This is a genomic window from Corticimicrobacter populi, from assembly GCF_003123725.1.
GTDB classification, from domain to species: Bacteria; Pseudomonadota; Gammaproteobacteria; order Burkholderiales; family Burkholderiaceae_B; genus Corticimicrobacter; species Corticimicrobacter populi.
This window is the reverse complement of the sequence record NZ_QETA01000003.1, coordinates 280,293-295,195: the sequence shown is the minus strand read 5'-3', so window position 1 is coordinate 295,195 and position 14,903 is coordinate 280,293. Positions and strand designations below refer to the sequence as shown.

Sequence of the window (14,903 nt, the reverse complement as noted above, 5' to 3'; positions counted from 1 at the left end):
GGGCATTACAGTTTCGCGCATCCGGGTAAAATAGAAGACTGTGCGTGTAAATACGCAATTGTCACATACTTGGCGACTTTTCTCATGACATCTCAAAACAATGCTCCCCTGACCTACCGCGATGCCGGTGTTGACATCGATGCGGGCGACGCGCTGGTCGACCGTATCAAGCCCCTGGCTGCGCGGACGATGCGTCCGGGCGTGCTGGCCGGCATCGGTGGTTTCGGTGCCCTGTTCGAAGTGCCGCAGAAATACCGCGAACCGGTGCTGGTGTCGGGCACCGACGGTGTCGGCACCAAGCTGCGCCTGGCCTTCGATTGGAACTGCCATGACACCGTGGGTATCGACTTGGTGGCCATGAGCGTCAACGATATTCTGGTGCAGGGTGCCGAGCCGCTGTTCTTCCTTGATTATTTCGCCTGCGGCAAACTGTCGGTGGATACGGCCGCCCGTGTGGTGGGTGGTATCGCCAAGGGCTGCGAACTGGCAGGCTGCGCCCTGATCGGCGGCGAAACGGCCGAAATGCCCGGCATGTATCCCGAGGGCGAGTACGATCTGGCCGGCTTTGCCGTTGGTGCGGTCGAAAAATCGGCCATGATCAATGGCAAGTCCATCCGTCCGGGCGATGTTGTGCTCGGCCTGGCCTCCAGTGGCGCACACTCCAACGGCTATTCGCTGCTGCGCAAGGTGGTCGAACGCACCCAGGCCAAGCCGGACCAGGACTTCCAAGGGCAACGCCTGTCTGACGTGGTCATGGCACCCACCCGTATCTACGTCAAGTCGGTGCTGCAGGCGCTGGCGCAGCATGGCACTGCCATCAAGGGTCTGGCGCACATCACCGGCGGCGGTCTGCTCGAAAACGTGCCGCGTATCCTTGAGCCCTCACTCAGCGCCCGCCTGCATCGCGATGCCTGGACGCGTCCGGCGCTGTTCGACTGGATGCAGCGTGAAGGCGGCATTGCCGACCAGGAAATGCACCGTGTATTCAACTGCGGGATCGGCATGGTCATTGTGGTGGATGCACAACAGGCCGATGCCATTGCGGCCACGCTGCGTGAGCAGGGTGAAACGGTCTGGGCGCTGGGCGAGATTGTCGAGCGCGCAGAAGGTGTCGCGCAGACTACGGTCGAGTAAGATCGTTTCGGATCACCTGTCGTGATCGTCTCAAACCGCAGTCACGACGCTGACTGCGGTTTTTTTACGCCATCCAGTGTCTGCTGAATTTGGCTATGTGTCCGGTATGTCAGGGCAGGGGCAGCCGTTCTGATATTTCGATCAGGTTCAGGTCCGGATCACGCAGGTAGATCGAGCGGATGGGGCCAGTGGCTCCGGTCCGGTTGACGGGGCCTTCAGTGATGTGTACACCGCGTCCGCCAAGCCTGGCAATAACGTCATCCAGGGGAATCGCTGCGATAAAGCAGAGATCCAGCGCGCCGGGGACAGGCAAATGTGCCTTGGGCTCGAACTCATGGCCCCTGACGTGCAGATTGATTTTCTGGTTGCCGAAACGGAATGCCTTGCGGCCCTGGCCGAATGTTTCGAGCTGCATGCCGAGTACATCGACGTAGCAGTGCACGCAGGCCGGCTCATCGGTGGTGGTGAGTACGAGATGGTCCAGGTGATCGATCATGCGGTTTTCCGCCCCTTGGCGTGCTGATTGGTCTCTCTTGTGAGGCTACTACGCGTAGCCATCCAGTATGGGGGCTGCGGCATCGATCAGTCTGGCGACAGCCTGGGGATCCAGGCAGTCAATGATCGTGCGGTCGGGCAGTGCGCGCAGCCAGGTAATCTGGCGTTTGGCGAGTTGTCGGGTGGCTGCTACGGCCTGTTCTTCGGCAGTATGCAGGCTGACTTCGTCTGCCAGGTATGACCAGATTTGCCGATAGCCCACGCAGCGGATGGAAGGCAGGCCCGGGTGGAGGTCGGGCCGCTGCCTGAGTTGGGCCACCTCGTCTATCAGCCCGTTGGTCAGCATGCTGCCGAAGCGTTGTGCGATGCGTCGGTGTAGCACCAGCCGGTCGGATGGCTCCAGGCTGATGGTCACGAATTGCCAGCGGGTATCTGCCGCAGGGCGCTGTGCCGGATCGGTGAGCAGATCGGACATGGGGCGACCGGTCAGCAGGCAGATTTCGAGGGCGCGCTGGATGCGCTGGCTGTCGTTCGGTGCGAGCCGTTCAGCGGTGGTTGGGTCAAGCTGGCGCAGGTCTGCATGCAGGGCCGGCCAGCCGCGTTCGGCAGCCTGGCGATCCAGGTCTGCGCGCAGCGCCGGATCCGCCTGAGGCAGGTCGTCGAGACCTTCGCGCAATGCCTTGAAATACAGCATGGTGCCGCCTGCCAGTACGGGAATGCGGCCGGCTGCCCGGATGCGTTCGACCAGCGTCTGGGCATCCTGGCGAAATTCGGCTGCCGAATAGGCCTGGGCCGGGTCGCGGATATCGAGCAGGTGATGACGAAGCTGGTTGCGTTCCTCCTGGTCCGGCTTGGCCGTGCCGATATCCATGCCGGTATAGATCGTCGCGGAATCAACATTGACAATGTCGATGGGCCAGCGTGATGCCAGCGCACGCACCGAGGCGCTCTTGCCGGCAGCCGTGGGGCCGGCAAGGCAGAGTACGGGTAAGGGACCGCGCGTGTCGTGGAACTGGGTCATGCGTATGCCGTGAGGGTCTGGAGGCGAGAGCAGGCTGGTAAGGTGCTTACTGGCCGCGGAGAAACAGCTTGTCCAGATCGCCAAGAGACCATTGTATCCAGGTCGGGCGGCCGTGATTGCACTGATCCGAACGCTCGGTGGCCTCCATCTGGCGCAGCAGTGCATTCATCTCCGGCAGCGTTAGTTGGCGATTGGCTCGCACCGAGCCATGGCAGGCCATGGTCGAGAGCAGTTCATTGCGTTGTTCGGTCAGTTTGCGCGATACGCCGACGTCGGCCAGATCACGCAGGACGGCACGGGCCAGTGTTTCGATGTCGGCCTGGGACAGCGGGGCTGGAACAGCGCGTACCGCGATGCTGCCGGGTCCTGCCGGTCGCATCTCGAAGCCCAGGCCGGACAAGGCTTCCTGGTGTTCTTCGACCAGGGCGATATCGGATTCCGGCACATGGAACACGACCGGTACCAGCAGGGCCTGTACAGGCATTTCCTGGGCGTCGTGTGCCTGTTTGAGGCGTTCGTACACAATGCGCTCGTGTGCCGCATGCATGTCCACCAGAACCAGTCCACGAGCGTTCTGAGCAAGGATATAGATGCCATGCAACTGACCCAGCGCCAACCCCAGTGGCAAGGCGTCGAGCGCAGCCTGCGTCGCGGGCGGTGACAGAGGGGGTGTTGCCGGTACGGACGAGGCTGGACGCGGCGCATAGGCCGGTGCAGGTTCGCGCAGGAAGGGCGAGGGCGCGGCTGTCTGGGAAAGGGGCGCGGTGGCCGGCTGATGCGTGCCGGACGGCGGATTGCCCACAGAGGCTGTACCTGCATTCGACAGAGGCTGATAAAAGCGGCTCCATTCTTGCGCCTGGCTGGCGTCGAACGGAGCAGGGCGTGCGCTCAGTGGCATCTGGACATGCGGCGTACGTTGTGCCGGTGCCGGGTGGCTGGCGACACGTTCAGCCTGCACATCATCCACGGCAGGGGTGGCTTGTGTCGTTGCATCCTGCTGTCCCTGTGCCGAAGTGGCCGAGGCCAGCGTCTGTCCCACCGTATGGGCGACAAAGCGGTGAACGGCACCGCTGTCGCGGAAGCGGACCTCATGCTTGGCTGGGTGGACATTGACATCGACCGTGGCCGGGTCGATGTCCAGAAACAGGACGAAGGCGGGCTGACGGTCACCATGCAGGACGTCGGCATAGGCACTGCGCAGGGCATGAGAGACGGTACGGTCGCGCACGAAACGGCCATTGACGTACAGATACTGGCGGTCGGTGCGGGCCCGTGCCGCAGTGGGGCGTACCACCATGCCGCCCAGGCTGATCAGACCATTGGCGGCCTCGACCTCCAGGCACTCCTGTCCGAATTCAAGGCCCAGCACATCACGTATGCGCTGCAGTGGCGTGGCGGGCAGCCACTGGCGATAGGCCTTGTCATTGACGAAGATGCGAAATGCAATACCGGGATGCGCCAGTGCGATCCGCTCGGCGGCGGCAACACAGTGCGACTGCTCCGTGGTTTCCGAGCGCAGGAACTTCCGACGTGCCGGCACACGGTCGAACAACTGCCTGACATCCACGGTCGTGCCGGGTGGGCCGGAGGCCGGTTCGGGCTCGATGGAAGGCGGCTGCAATTGCCAGGCATGGGCACCGTCGCGAGTGCGCGAGATCAGCGTGACTTGGGCGACGGAAGCGATGGAAGCCAGAGCCTCGCCGCGAAAACCCATGGAGTTGACTGACTCAAGCTCGGCCAGAGAGCGTATTTTGCTGGTGGCGTGGCGCGTCAGCGCCAGCGCCAGTTCTTCGGGGGGGATGCCAAAGCCATCGTCGGTGATGGCAAGGCGGCGAATACCGCCGCCTTCCAAGCGGATGTCGATGGTGCGTGCGCCGGCATCGAGGGCGTTCTCGACCAGTTCCTTGAGTACGGAAGCGGGGCGTTCGATGACTTCGCCAGCGGCAATCTGGCTGACGAGCAAATCGGGCAGCGCCGTGATGGAACGGCGTGGGGTCTGAGCAGCGGGTTGGGTCATCCCGCCATTATATTCTCAGCCCTGAATCAGCCGGTGGCCTGCGCGATATGCGGATTGGCTGCAAAATAGCTGCGCACGCCGCCCAGGATGGCATTGGCCAGCTTATCCTGGTGGGCTGCCGTTTTCAGCAACTGTTCTTCGCGAGGGTTGCTGATGAAAGCGGTTTCCACCAGGATGGAGGGGATGTCCGGTGCACGCAGCACGGCAAATCCGGCCTGTTCGACGCGAGGCTTGTGCAGGCGGTGAAACTGTCCGATCTGGTCGAGGACGTTGCCGCCCACTTGCAGCGAATTGCTGATCTGTGCCGTCGTGGAAAGGTCCAGCAGGACGCTGGCGACCTGGCGATCCTGGCTGCCGAGATTGACGCCACCGATCAGGTCGGCCGCATTTTCGCGAGCGGCCATCATGCGTGCAGCGGTACTGCTGGCTCCGCGTTGCGACAGCGCGAAAACCGAGGAGCCGTTGGCACTGGGTCGGGTCCAGGCATCGGCATGGATGGAAATGAACAGATCGGCCTTGACCCGGCGCGCCTTCAGGACGCGTACATTCAGCGGCACGAAGAAGTCACTGTCGCGGGTCATGTAGGCACGCATGCCGGGTGTGGCGTCAATGAGACGCTGCAGGCGCTTGGCGATCTGCAGTACCACGGTTTTCTCGTGGGTGCCGCCCGGGCCGATGGCACCAGGATCTTCTCCTCCATGGCCAGGATCGATGGCCACGATGAGCGTGCGGGTACGGCCTCCACTGGTTGCGGGGGGGCGTACCGGCTGCTGGGTGGGACGCGTCGGCTGGGCTGGTGCCGTTGCCACGGCAGGGGGCGAGGTCGGACGCGCTGGTGTTTCGGCTGGGGCCGGCTGTGATCCGGCCGGACTGCGGGAAATGTCTTCCAGGATGCGGGCCAGCGGATCGTCATCCTGCTGGGAGATATCCTTGAGCAGGGCGGTGAGTGAATCCTGGGTGGCGTGCGGATAGAGGTCGAGCACCAGACGGTACTGGTAGTCGGCCACCGGTTTGAGCGTGAAGACCTGCGGGGCGATGGCCTGCTTCAGGTCGAATACCAGGCGCACGACATTGGGGCGGTTCTGAGCGACACGCAAACCGGCAATATAGGGGTCATCGGGTTTGACCTTGGAAACCAGGTCGTTGAGCGCCTGTGCCATGGTCAGCCCTTCGATATCGACGACCAGTCGATGAGGATTGTCCAGGGTGAAGTGCTCGGCCTTGAGTTCGGTGTCGATCTCCAGGGTGACGCGTGTGTAGTCGTCAGCCGGCCAGGTACGCACGGCCAGGATGCTGGCAGCCTGGGCCGTGCGCGGCCAGACGGGCAGCAAAGCCAGTGTGGCTGCTGCGCCGAGCAGGCGGCGGCGGGTGCCGCTGCGGGGAATCAGAGATGAGTCAGCCATGTTCGCCCTCGCATCGTGTAGGCAGTCAGTCTGGCGATACGTCCGGCAGCGGGGTCAGGACCGGTTGCATAATCCAGTCCGATCAGCAGATCGGGGAGGGGCAACCGCCCTGCTGCACGCTCCGGCCATTCGATCAAAACCAGGGCGGGTTCGAGCAGCAGTTCGTCGAATCCTGCATCCAGCCATTCGTCAGAATTGCTAAATCTATAGAAATCAAGATGATGCAAGTATAAGCTAGAAATTTTATAAGATTCAAGCAAAGCATAGCTTGGGCTCTTGATCCGGCCCTGAACGCCGCATGCGCGCAACAGCGCACGGGCAAAGCACGTCTTGCCCGCACCCAGGTCGCCCTGCAGGTGGATATGCGCCACGGGATGGGTTGGCCGGTCATGTCCGGCTGCGGTTGCCTGGGGAGCAGTATCGGCCAGGATGAGAGTGGCCAGCTTCTGGGCCAACTGTTCGGTTGCCTCGCTGTCGGGCAGGGTCAGTTCGCGCTGCTCAAGCGCTGGCAGGGGGGCATGGGCGGACATGGTGGTGACGGCTGGGGTGGCAGGATTGGGCAATCGGGCGTATCTTCGGCAGAAGATATGCAGTGGCAACGGCGGCAAGCCGCAAGAATACCGTATAAATGTCTTCTGATCCCGGGCCGATCTGGGCTTTGGCAGCAGAGTTCCCGCATCTGCTAAGCTAACGATTTTACTATCCATAACCGTTTTCATTTGTGGTGGAGCGCAGTATGAGCATTCGTATCGAAAAAGACACCTTTGGCCCGATCGAGGTGCCGTCCGAGCATCTGTGGGGCGCGCAGACGCAGCGTTCCCTGCATCACTTCGCCATCTCGACCGAGAAAATGCCGGCGCAACTGATCGACGCGCTGGCCAGGCTCAAGCGCGCCGCCGCGCATGTCAATGCAGAACTGGGTCAGATCGATGGCGGTATTGCCAAGGCCGTCATCGCTGCTGCCGACGAGGTCGTGGCCGGCAAGTGGCCGAATGAATTCCCGCTGTCGGTCTGGCAGACGGGATCCGGTACGCAGAGCAACATGAACATGAACGAGGTTCTGGCCAACCGGGCTTCGGAAATTCTGGGGGGCGAACGCGGCGAGGCACGCAAGGTACACCCCAACGATCACGTCAATCGTGGCCAGTCTTCCAATGACGTCTTCCCGACGGCCATGCATGTGGCGGCAGCGGTGCAGGTCGAGCAGGTCCTCTTGCCGGCCCTGGTGGCGCTGCGCAAGACGCTGCAGGCCAAAAGCGAGGCCTTTGCCGATATCGTCAAGATCGGTCGTACCCACCTGCAGGATGCCACGCCGCTGACGCTGGGCCAGGAACTGTCGGGCCATGTGGCCCAGCTTGAGCTGGCCGAACAGCAGATTCGGGCGACATTGCCCGGACTGCATCAGCTGGCAATCGGCGGCACGGCTGTCGGAACCGGCCTGAACGCACATCCGGAGTTCAGCGCGCGCGTGTCGGCCGAACTGGCGCGCGATACGGGGGTGTCCTTTGTATCGGCCCCCAATAAATTCCAGGCCCTGGCCTCGCATGAGGCGCTGCTGTTCACGCATGGTGCCCTCAAGACGCTGGCCGCTGGCCTGATCAAGATCGCCAATGATGTGCGCTGGCTGGCCAGCGGCCCGCGTTCGGGGCTGGGTGAAATCAGCATTCCCGAGAATGAGCCGGGCAGTTCCATCATGCCGGGTAAGGTCAATCCCACGCAGTGCGAGGCGCTGACCATGCTGGCGGCTCAGGTGCTGGGCAACGATGTGGCGATCAATATGGGTGGGGCCAGCGGCAATTTCGAGCTGAACGTGTTCAAGCCGCTGCTGATCCACAATTTCCTGCAATCGGTGCGCCTGCTGGCCGATGGCATGCACAGCTTCGACGAGCACTGCGCACGGGGCATCGAGCCCAACCGCGAACGCATCGAGGAACTGGTGAATCGTTCGCTGATGCTGGTCACGGCCCTCAATCCGCATATCGGCTACGACAAGGCCGCCCAGATCGCCAAGAAGGCACATAAGGAAAATCTCTCCCTCAAGGAGTCGGCCCTGGCGCTGGGCTATGTGACCGAGGCGCAGTTTGCGCAATGGGTGGTGCCTCAGGACATGACCAACTCGCGTTAAGGTGCAAGGTACTGCCGGTCTTGTACCGGCTGTACCTCTGACAGTGCCTCTCATGCACGCTTATTGCACCTGGATAGCGGCCGGCAGCATGAGCAGCCAGAGCGGGATGGTCAGCGCCGACAGCAATGTGCCTGTCGAAATCAATAATGCAACGGTGCGCCCATCGCCTCCCATGCGGATCGCCAGAATGTAGGCACTCGATGCGGTAGGCAGCGTGGCAAACAGCAGCAGCATGGCCTGTTCCACTGCAGGCAGGCCGAATGCCAGACCGATTGGCCAGGCCAGGGCAGGCATGGCGATCAGCTTGACCGCCAGCATCCAGGTCATGGTGCCGACCTGTCCCTTGCCGCCTTCCCAGGACAGGTTGGCCCCCACGCAGACAATACCCAGTGCAATGGCCGCCGCCCCGAGCTTGTTGGCAAAAATCTCGACAGGTCCGGGCAGGTGCAGCCCCAGCATATTGCCTGCCAGCCCGAGCACGGTTGCCAGCAGCAGTGGATTGCGCAGCAGTTCACGGCCGACACTGCCGCCGTTGGTGCGTGCCAGTCCGAAGACGGCGGCTGCATTGACGATCGGCACGGCCAGGCCGATGATGATGGCCATGATGCTTTGACCACGCGTGCCGGCCAGACTGAACGCGATGGCCAGTCCCAGATAGGTATTGAAGCGGTATCCGCATTGCGCTACGCAGGCATGCTCGAAAGCAGGCAGGCGCAGCAGTGGCCGGGCCAGTTGCGCCAGCAGGATGCCGATTGCCAGCAGTGCCAGGGTGGCACCGATCAGATTGATGGCATCGTCCAGCACGATGGGCGCGCGCAGCGTAGCCTGAAACAGCAGGGCGGGAAACAGGACGTAATAGATCAACCGCTCCAGCGGCATGAAGAAACTGCGTTCGTAGCCCAGGCGGTGCCGCAGCAGCCAGCCGAGCAGGATCAGCATGAAATCAGGCAGGACGAGCAGGAAGGTGGACATGGTGCAGCGGTGGTATGGAGTCGTGTGATCTGTATGGATGATGACTGTATCGCATAAGCATATTCCAGAAGCCTGGACTTCTGACTGTTTGGTTCGCCGGCTCGACCTGATTCGGCAAACGTCTTAAGATCGCCCCGGAATGTTTTTTGTTGTCGGGTTGTCCCAAGACAAGAAGTTCCCCTTGGGGGGCAACGCTGGCGCGTAGCGACGAGCGTGGGGTTTTTTCTGTCGGAGCGTCATGTTTATGGAGTTATCCTGATGTCGGACGTGGATGCATTCATCGATGCGCTATGGCTGGAAGATGGCCTGTCGAACAACACACTGCAGGCGTACCGTCGTGACCTGCGTGCATTCTCGGGCTGGCTGGCGCAGGCAGGAAAGACCTCGCCAGATCTGAATGCGGTGCAGCCGCACGATATCCAGGGTTGGTTTGCAGCCTGTCATGCGCAGACACGCGCCAGCACGGCCAACCGCCGTCTGGCGACTTTGCGGCGCTACTATGCCTGGGCGCTGCGAACCGGACGGGCCGCGCTTGATCCCTGTCAGACCATCCAGAGCGCCCGGCAGCCGGCCCGCTTGCCCAAGACGCTGTCGGAGCGGCAGGTCGAGGCGTTGCTGGCCGCGCCCGTGACGGAAAACCCGATGGGACTGCGTGATCGTGCCATGCTGGAGACGCTGTATGCCACCGGCTTGCGGGTCTCCGAACTGGTGGGGCTGAATGTGCTGGATGTCAGTCTGGACGAAGGCGTGCTGCGGGTACGCATGGGCAAGGGGGGCAAGGACCGGCTGGTGCCACTGGGGGCGGAGGCCTGCCACTGGCTGGCACAGTATCTGGCACATGGCCGGCCATTCATGCTGGGCCAGGCGCGCAGCGATGCGCTGTTCCTGACCAACCGCAGTGCCGGCATGACGCGGCAGATGTTCTGGGTGCTGGTGCGCAAGTATGCGGTGCTGGCCGATATCCATGCCCCGCTGTCGCCGCATGTGCTCAGGCATGCCTTCGCCACGCATTTGCTCAATCATGGTGCCGACCTGCGCGTGGTGCAGATGCTGCTGGGTCATGCCGACATATCCACCACGCAGATCTATACTCACGTGGCCCGGGAGCGGCTGAAGACCTTGCATGCCGCTCATCATCCAAGAGGTTGAATTGTCCAATGAGCAAGTCCGCACATGTCTCCGAAACACCTGCCACACGCCTGTTGAAGCAGCAGAAGGTGGCTTTCGAGGAATATGTCTACGAATATGTCGATCATGGCGGGACCTCCGAAGCGTCGCGCCAACTGGGCCTGGACCCGCATAGCGTCGTCAAGACGCTGGTGATGGAAGACGAGCGCAAGCAGCCACTGATCATCCTGATGCATGGTGATTGCGAAGTGTCCACGCGCAACCTGGCAAGGCAGGTGGGCGTCAAGCGCATCGAACCCTGTGCCCCTGAGACTGCACAGCGGCATTCTGGTTACCAGGTGGGGGGGACGTCGCCGTTTGCAACCCGCAAGCGCATGCCGGTCTGGGTGGAGTCCACGATCCTGGATTTGCCTGGCATCTATATCAATGGTGGTCGCCGGGGTTATATCCTGGGAATGGATCCTGCCGTGCTGCGCAGCTTGCTGGATGCCCGTCCCGTTCAGGTGGCGCTGGTCGACTGAACTGGTTTTCCGCTGTCTTGTGACCAATAGCAGACGCAGTTCCGGCCGCTGCGCTTGGCCAGATACAGAGCACTGTCGGCCTGTTCCAGGCAGGTTTCGGGGTTGGGAGGGCTGCTCAGCGTGGCGATGCCGAAGCTGGCAGTGAAACTGACTTCGCCTGCATCGGTATGGGCTGGTTGCTCGGCGATTGCGAGGCGGATACGCTCGGCAATATCGATGCTCTGGGCGAGCGAGGTGTCGGGCAGCAGCAGCACGAACTCTTCGCCGCCGAGGCGTCCGGCCAGATCATGGGCGCGCAGCGACACGCGCAGAATATCGGCCAGGTGCGATAGTGCCTGGTCTCCGGCGTGGTGTCCGTAGGTGTCGTTGACACGCTTGAAATGATCGATATCGATCATGACCAGCATCGCGGCAGGCGTCGGTTGTCTGTCAGGGCCGTGCAGGAGGTGGTGAGTGGGCAGATGCGCCAGGGCATTCATGAAGGCCCCCCGGTTGGTCAGGCCAGTCAATGAGTCGCGGGTGGCCAGTGTTTCGAGTTTGCGTTCACGCAGCTTGCGTTCGGTAATGTCCTTGAGCAGCCAGAGTGTGCCGAGGTGCTGGGCCTGGGCGTCCAGGCCGATCCTGTCGATCTCCAGGGTCCGGCCGTCAGGCAATTCATATTCCAGGCCCAGCGCTGCGCCGTCGATGTCCTGGGCTGTAGGCGGGAGAGGCTGGTCTATCCAGTCCAGCATGCCTTGCGGGGCGCGTTCGCGAAACGCTTCGCGGGTATGGGCGGTGAGGCTGTCTGGGTTGATGTCCAGAGCCAGTAGGCGGCACAGCGTCTGGTTTGCAACGATGGGGTTGCCGTCCTGGTCTTCGACCAGCACGCCGCCCGGAAAATGATTGATGATGGCACTCTGGCGCCGCGCGGTGTCGGTCAGCATGGCGACACTTTTTTCGCGCTGCAACAACAGATAGCTGATCCATAGCGAGGCGATCAGAATCAGGATGCCGCCGATGGTGTTGTTGGTCAGGATCCGCGTGATGGCATGTTCGGATTCCGTCGTGGCCTGGGCCTTGTCCAGCCCCAGGCTGATGATCAGCGGATAGGATGCCACTCGGCTCCAGGCATAGTAGCGCTCGATGTCGTCGAGCGCGGCAGTGGTTTCGTAGGTGCCGTGCGTCTTGCCTGGGTCTTGCAGGAATGTTCTGCTTGTCGGGACATGTTTGCCGATCGCCTGGTCCTCGTCGAGAGACCGGGCCAGATAGTAGCCATCCTGGTTCAGCAGCATGACCACGTCGCTCGAGTTGTCGAATACCTTATGGAAGAGGCTTGAGAGGTAGCGGGGGGAGACGGACAGCACGATCACGCCGGCAAATTCGAAATCCCGGTACAGTGCGCGGGAAAACTGGATAGTGTATTGTCGGGACAGGCGTCCGAAGACCGGGTCGCTGATGTACAAGCCATGAAAGGTGCCTGTCGCGTGCACCGTGAAGTGCCTCCGGTCCCGGATTGATGCGACCTGCCCATCGTTGCGCAATGAGCCCAGGCTGGAATAAAGCAGGGTACCTCTGGCATCGGCAATGGAGATCTGGGTAATGGTGCCTTCCGGAAAGGTGTTTTGCATGGTGGCGACACCCTCTTCGAAGCCCAGTTTGTTGCCAGCCTGATAGCTATTGGCGAGATCCTTGAGGGCATAGTCCAGCCCCGAGACCAGGGCTTCCATTTGTTGGGCCAGGAGATTGCTCATCTGTGCGGCCCGCAGATAGGTGTCGTGTTCGACGCGGATACGCTGTTCGTCGATGCCGCGCATCAGCATGGTGACATAAATGGCAAAGCAGGCTACCAGTACGAGCAGGCCGGGCACAATCATGGTCAGCGAGCGCTGCAGCGACAGGCGCTCGGTGGCGAAACGGTACCGGAACAACGTAGTCTCCCTATCCAGCAGGTCTGGGTGGCAAGGTATCGTATCCCGCCTGTTTTGTTAAACAAAACGTTTTAATTGTAACTTTAAATTTAACAAAAAAGCGATGCAGGGAGTGCAATGCACGTGGCCTCGCCGACAGGAATCGAACCTGTAATCTCCCCTTAGGAGGGGGAAGTTATATCCATTTAACTACGGCGAGAAAGGCCTGCCGGATGATGTGCTGCGCTGTGAAAAGGCAGTATCGACCCTAAAAGGGCGACCGGCTTTTTTGATTTGCTTTTTGTTTTTAGCTGCTTGATTTGAAAATCAAATAGCTTTTCATCTTAGCATGTTTTGCGCATGACGAGACACGGTTATAGTAGGCAGACAACAAACCGATGAGGAGACATGTCATGTCCAGGCTGCCGAGTACGTTGTCTGCGTTGCGTATCCCTGTCATTGCTGCCCCCATGTTCATCGTCAGTACGCCGCAACTGGTGCTGGCGCAGTGCAAGGCCGGCATCGTCGGCAGCATGCCGGCACTCAATGCCCGTCCTGCTTCGCAACTCGACGAATGGCTGGCCGAAATCTGCGAAGGCCTGGCCGCGCATGATGCACGGCATCCCGAGCGTCCGGCAGCTGCATTCGCCATCAACCAGATCGTGCATCCAAGCAATGCCCGCTTGGAACAGGACATGGCGTTGCTTGAAAAATATCGTGTGCCGCTGGTGATCACTTCTCTGGGCGCGAGGCCTGAGGTCAATCAGGCCGTGCATGCCTACGGGGGGCACGTGCTGCATGATGTGATCAACAATACCCATGCCCGCAAGGCTATCGAAAAAGGAGCCGATGGGCTGATTGCGGTGGCGGCAGGGGCGGGCGGCCATGCCGGGGTGAAGAGTCCTTTCGCGCTGGTCCAGGAGATCCGGCAGTGGTTCGATGGGCCGCTGGCCCTGTCGGGGGCGATAGCCAATGGCGGGGCCATACTGGCTGCGCAGGCCATGGGGGCGGATTTTGCCTATATCGGTTCGGCTTTCATCGCGACCGAAGAGGCGCGCGCCAGCCAAGCCTACAAGCAGGCCGTGGTGGATGGATCGTCGGACGATATCGTCTACAGCAGTTTTTTCACGGGCGTGGCGGGCAACTACCTGAAGGCCAGTGTCGTGGCGGCCGGACTGGATCCGGCCAACCTGCCGGCAGGCGACCTTGCCAGCATGGACTTTGGCGGCGATCATGCTGCCAAGGCATGGCGAGATATCTGGGGGAGTGGTCAGGGGATTGCAGCGATACACGGTGTGGTGTCGGCTGCCAGCCTGGTCGAACGCCTGGCTGCAGAATATGCGCAGGCGCGTGGACGCCTGCTGGGAGGCATCGGCAACTGAGTGCCGACTGCCTCCGGGTGATGCTTACTTGGCGGCGTCGATCTTCGCCTGCATGCGGGCGGCACGCTCGTTGGAGCCGGGATGCGAACTCATGATGCTGCTTTCGCCGCCACCCAGTTCAGCCAGCTTCTGGAAGGCCGTGACCAGTCCCTGGGTGTTGAGTTTGCGCTCGGTCAGCAGTTCGAACGAGTAATCGTCGGCAGCGGTTTCCTGCGATTGCGAGAACTGTGCATTGAGCAGGGCCTCGGTCAGATCGCCCAGTTGCGAGCTGCTCAGCGCCACGGCGGCGGCATTGCCCGATGCGCCCACTGCATCGCGTGCAGCCGACAGGGTGTAGGCCGTCTGCATGGCACGCTTGCTGTGACCCAGTTCAACGTGACCCATCTCGTGGCCGATCACGCCACGCAGTTCGTCGTCGTTCATCTTGTCCATCAGGCCGGTGTATACGCGGATGCAGCCATTGGCCATGGCCCAGGCGTTGACGTCGTCGGTCAGGTAGACCTTGAACTCAGGCGTCTGGCCGTTGAGGTCCTTGGCGAGCGGGCGCACGATGCGCTGCAGGCGCTGGTTGTACTTGGAGTTCTTGCCGGCGACGCGGTTTTCCTGGTCCATCTGGGCGCATGCCTGGTTGGACAGGTCGATGACTTCCTGGTCGCTCAGGTTGTAGGCCTGCATCAGCTTGCTGCCGGAGTCCATCAGGCCGCCCATGTTGGCGGTTTCCATGCAGCCTGCGGACAGACCTGCCACCAGTACGGCGCTGGCAATCAATTTGAACTTCATGCTTCTTCTCCTGTGTGTGACAACTTTTTTGAATATAGG

At 61.6% G+C, this 14,903-nt stretch carries 13 protein-coding genes and 1 tRNA gene; 5 read left to right on the top strand and 9 right to left on the bottom strand.

Translation table 11 applies throughout. The annotated features are described in order from the left end of the window. Positions 1-84 precede the first annotated feature (84 nt). A complete protein-coding gene (gene purM, locus DD235_RS09345) occupies positions 85-1,134 on the top strand; it encodes a phosphoribosylformylglycinamidine cyclo-ligase (RefSeq protein ID WP_109061797.1) in 1,050 nt (349 codons plus the stop codon). A gap of 109 nt (positions 1,135-1,243) precedes the next feature. Here the strand turns inward: purM and DD235_RS09340 are convergent, their stop codons facing one another. The 5 genes from DD235_RS09340 to tsaE are packed head-to-tail and all read right to left on the bottom strand — an operon-like array spanning position 1,244 to position 6,600. Continuing rightward, a complete protein-coding gene (locus DD235_RS09340; RefSeq protein ID WP_109061796.1) occupies positions 1,244-1,630 on the bottom strand; it encodes a VOC family protein in 387 nt (128 codons plus the stop codon). Between the two features lie 48 nt (positions 1,631-1,678). Beyond that, positions 1,679-2,650, bottom strand: a complete 972-nt coding sequence (miaA, locus tag DD235_RS09335; protein ID WP_109061795.1) for a tRNA (adenosine(37)-N6)-dimethylallyltransferase MiaA — start codon at positions 2,648-2,650, stop codon at positions 1,679-1,681. Positions 2,651-2,696: 46 nt separating this feature from the next. Further along, entirely contained in the window at positions 2,697-4,667 is a 1,971-nt protein-coding gene (mutL, locus tag DD235_RS09330; protein ID WP_109061794.1) for a DNA mismatch repair endonuclease MutL, read from the bottom strand. Between the two features lie 26 nt (positions 4,668-4,693). Beyond that, the gene (locus DD235_RS09325; protein ID WP_109061793.1) at positions 4,694-6,070 is read right to left on the bottom strand and encodes an N-acetylmuramoyl-L-alanine amidase; all 1,377 of its coding nucleotides are present in this window, start codon (positions 6,068-6,070) and stop codon (positions 4,694-4,696) included. Beyond that, positions 6,052-6,600: a tRNA (adenosine(37)-N6)-threonylcarbamoyltransferase complex ATPase subunit type 1 TsaE gene (gene tsaE, locus DD235_RS09320; RefSeq protein WP_109061792.1), complete on the bottom strand. Its 549-nt coding sequence runs from the start codon at positions 6,598-6,600 to the stop codon at positions 6,052-6,054. Before tsaE ends, DD235_RS09325 begins: the two co-directional genes overlap by 19 nt. Positions 6,601-6,806: 206 nt before the next feature. Between tsaE and fumC the strand changes: the two genes are divergently transcribed. Then, a complete protein-coding gene (gene fumC / locus DD235_RS09315; protein ID WP_109061791.1) occupies positions 6,807-8,195 on the top strand; it encodes a class II fumarate hydratase in 1,389 nt (462 codons plus the stop codon). A gap of 60 nt (positions 8,196-8,255) precedes the next feature. Here fumC and DD235_RS09310 read toward each other — a convergent pair whose 3' ends face one another. Next, complete coding sequence (locus tag DD235_RS09310) at positions 8,256-9,167, bottom strand: AEC family transporter (protein ID WP_109061790.1); 912 nt, start codon at positions 9,165-9,167, stop codon at positions 8,256-8,258. Positions 9,168-9,425: 258 nt separating this feature from the next. Here DD235_RS09310 and xerD point away from each other — a divergent pair, with 258 nt between their 5' ends. Both xerD and DD235_RS09300 read left to right on the top strand, forming a co-directional pair. Then, positions 9,426-10,316: a site-specific tyrosine recombinase XerD gene (gene xerD / locus DD235_RS09305; RefSeq protein ID WP_109061789.1), complete on the top strand. Its 891-nt coding sequence runs from the start codon at positions 9,426-9,428 to the stop codon at positions 10,314-10,316. An 8-nt stretch (positions 10,317-10,324) separates the two neighbouring features. After that, complete coding sequence (locus DD235_RS09300) at positions 10,325-10,816, top strand: aminoacyl-tRNA deacylase (RefSeq protein ID WP_109061788.1); 492 nt, start codon at positions 10,325-10,327, stop codon at positions 10,814-10,816. On the opposite strand, the gene DD235_RS09295 is transcribed toward DD235_RS09300, so the two are convergent. Both DD235_RS09295 and DD235_RS09290 read right to left on the bottom strand, forming a co-directional pair. Further along, positions 10,795-12,723: a sensor domain-containing diguanylate cyclase gene (locus tag DD235_RS09295; RefSeq protein WP_109061787.1), complete on the bottom strand. Its 1,929-nt coding sequence runs from the start codon at positions 12,721-12,723 to the stop codon at positions 10,795-10,797. The two genes, DD235_RS09300 and DD235_RS09295, sit on opposite strands and share 22 nt — an antisense overlap. Before the next feature lie 124 nt (positions 12,724-12,847). Beyond that, positions 12,848-12,922 (bottom strand) — tRNA-Arg (locus tag DD235_RS09290). 193 nt (positions 12,923-13,115) lie between these two features. Here DD235_RS09290 and DD235_RS09285 point away from each other — a divergent pair. Beyond that, the gene (locus tag DD235_RS09285; RefSeq protein ID WP_109061786.1) at positions 13,116-14,084 is read left to right on the top strand and encodes an NAD(P)H-dependent flavin oxidoreductase; all 969 of its coding nucleotides are present in this window, start codon (positions 13,116-13,118) and stop codon (positions 14,082-14,084) included. 24 nt (positions 14,085-14,108) lie between these two features. On the opposite strand, the gene DD235_RS09280 is transcribed toward DD235_RS09285, so the two are convergent. After that, positions 14,109-14,864, bottom strand: coding sequence for a M48 family metallopeptidase (locus DD235_RS09280; protein ID WP_109061785.1), 756 nt, complete (start codon positions 14,862-14,864; stop codon positions 14,109-14,111). Positions 14,865-14,903: the final 39 nt, after the last annotated feature.

Coding starts and splice junctions, on each gene's coding strand:
- DD235_RS09285 (WP_109061786.1), top strand. CDS start 13,116: ATGTCCAGGCTGCCGAGTACGTTGTCTGCGTTGCGTATCCCTGTCATT.
- miaA (WP_109061795.1), bottom strand. CDS start 2,650: ATGACCCAGTTCCACGACACGCGCGGTCCCTTACCCGTACTCTGCCTT.
- DD235_RS09300 (WP_109061788.1), top strand. CDS start 10,325: ATGAGCAAGTCCGCACATGTCTCCGAAACACCTGCCACACGCCTGTTG.
- fumC (WP_109061791.1), top strand. CDS start 6,807: ATGAGCATTCGTATCGAAAAAGACACCTTTGGCCCGATCGAGGTGCCG.
- tsaE (WP_109061792.1), bottom strand. CDS start 6,600: ATGTCCGCCCATGCCCCCCTGCCAGCGCTTGAGCAGCGCGAACTGACC.
- DD235_RS09325 (WP_109061793.1), bottom strand. CDS start 6,070: ATGGCTGACTCATCTCTGATTCCCCGCAGCGGCACCCGCCGCCGCCTG.
- purM (WP_109061797.1), top strand. CDS start 85: ATGACATCTCAAAACAATGCTCCCCTGACCTACCGCGATGCCGGTGTT.
- DD235_RS09340 (WP_109061796.1), bottom strand. CDS start 1,630: ATGATCGATCACCTGGACCATCTCGTACTCACCACCACCGATGAGCCG.
- DD235_RS09310 (WP_109061790.1), bottom strand. CDS start 9,167: ATGTCCACCTTCCTGCTCGTCCTGCCTGATTTCATGCTGATCCTGCTC.
- DD235_RS09280 (WP_109061785.1), bottom strand. CDS start 14,864: ATGAAGTTCAAATTGATTGCCAGCGCCGTACTGGTGGCAGGTCTGTCC.
- xerD (WP_109061789.1), top strand. CDS start 9,426: ATGTCGGACGTGGATGCATTCATCGATGCGCTATGGCTGGAAGATGGC.
- mutL (WP_109061794.1), bottom strand. CDS start 4,667: ATGACCCAACCCGCTGCTCAGACCCCACGCCGTTCCATCACGGCGCTG.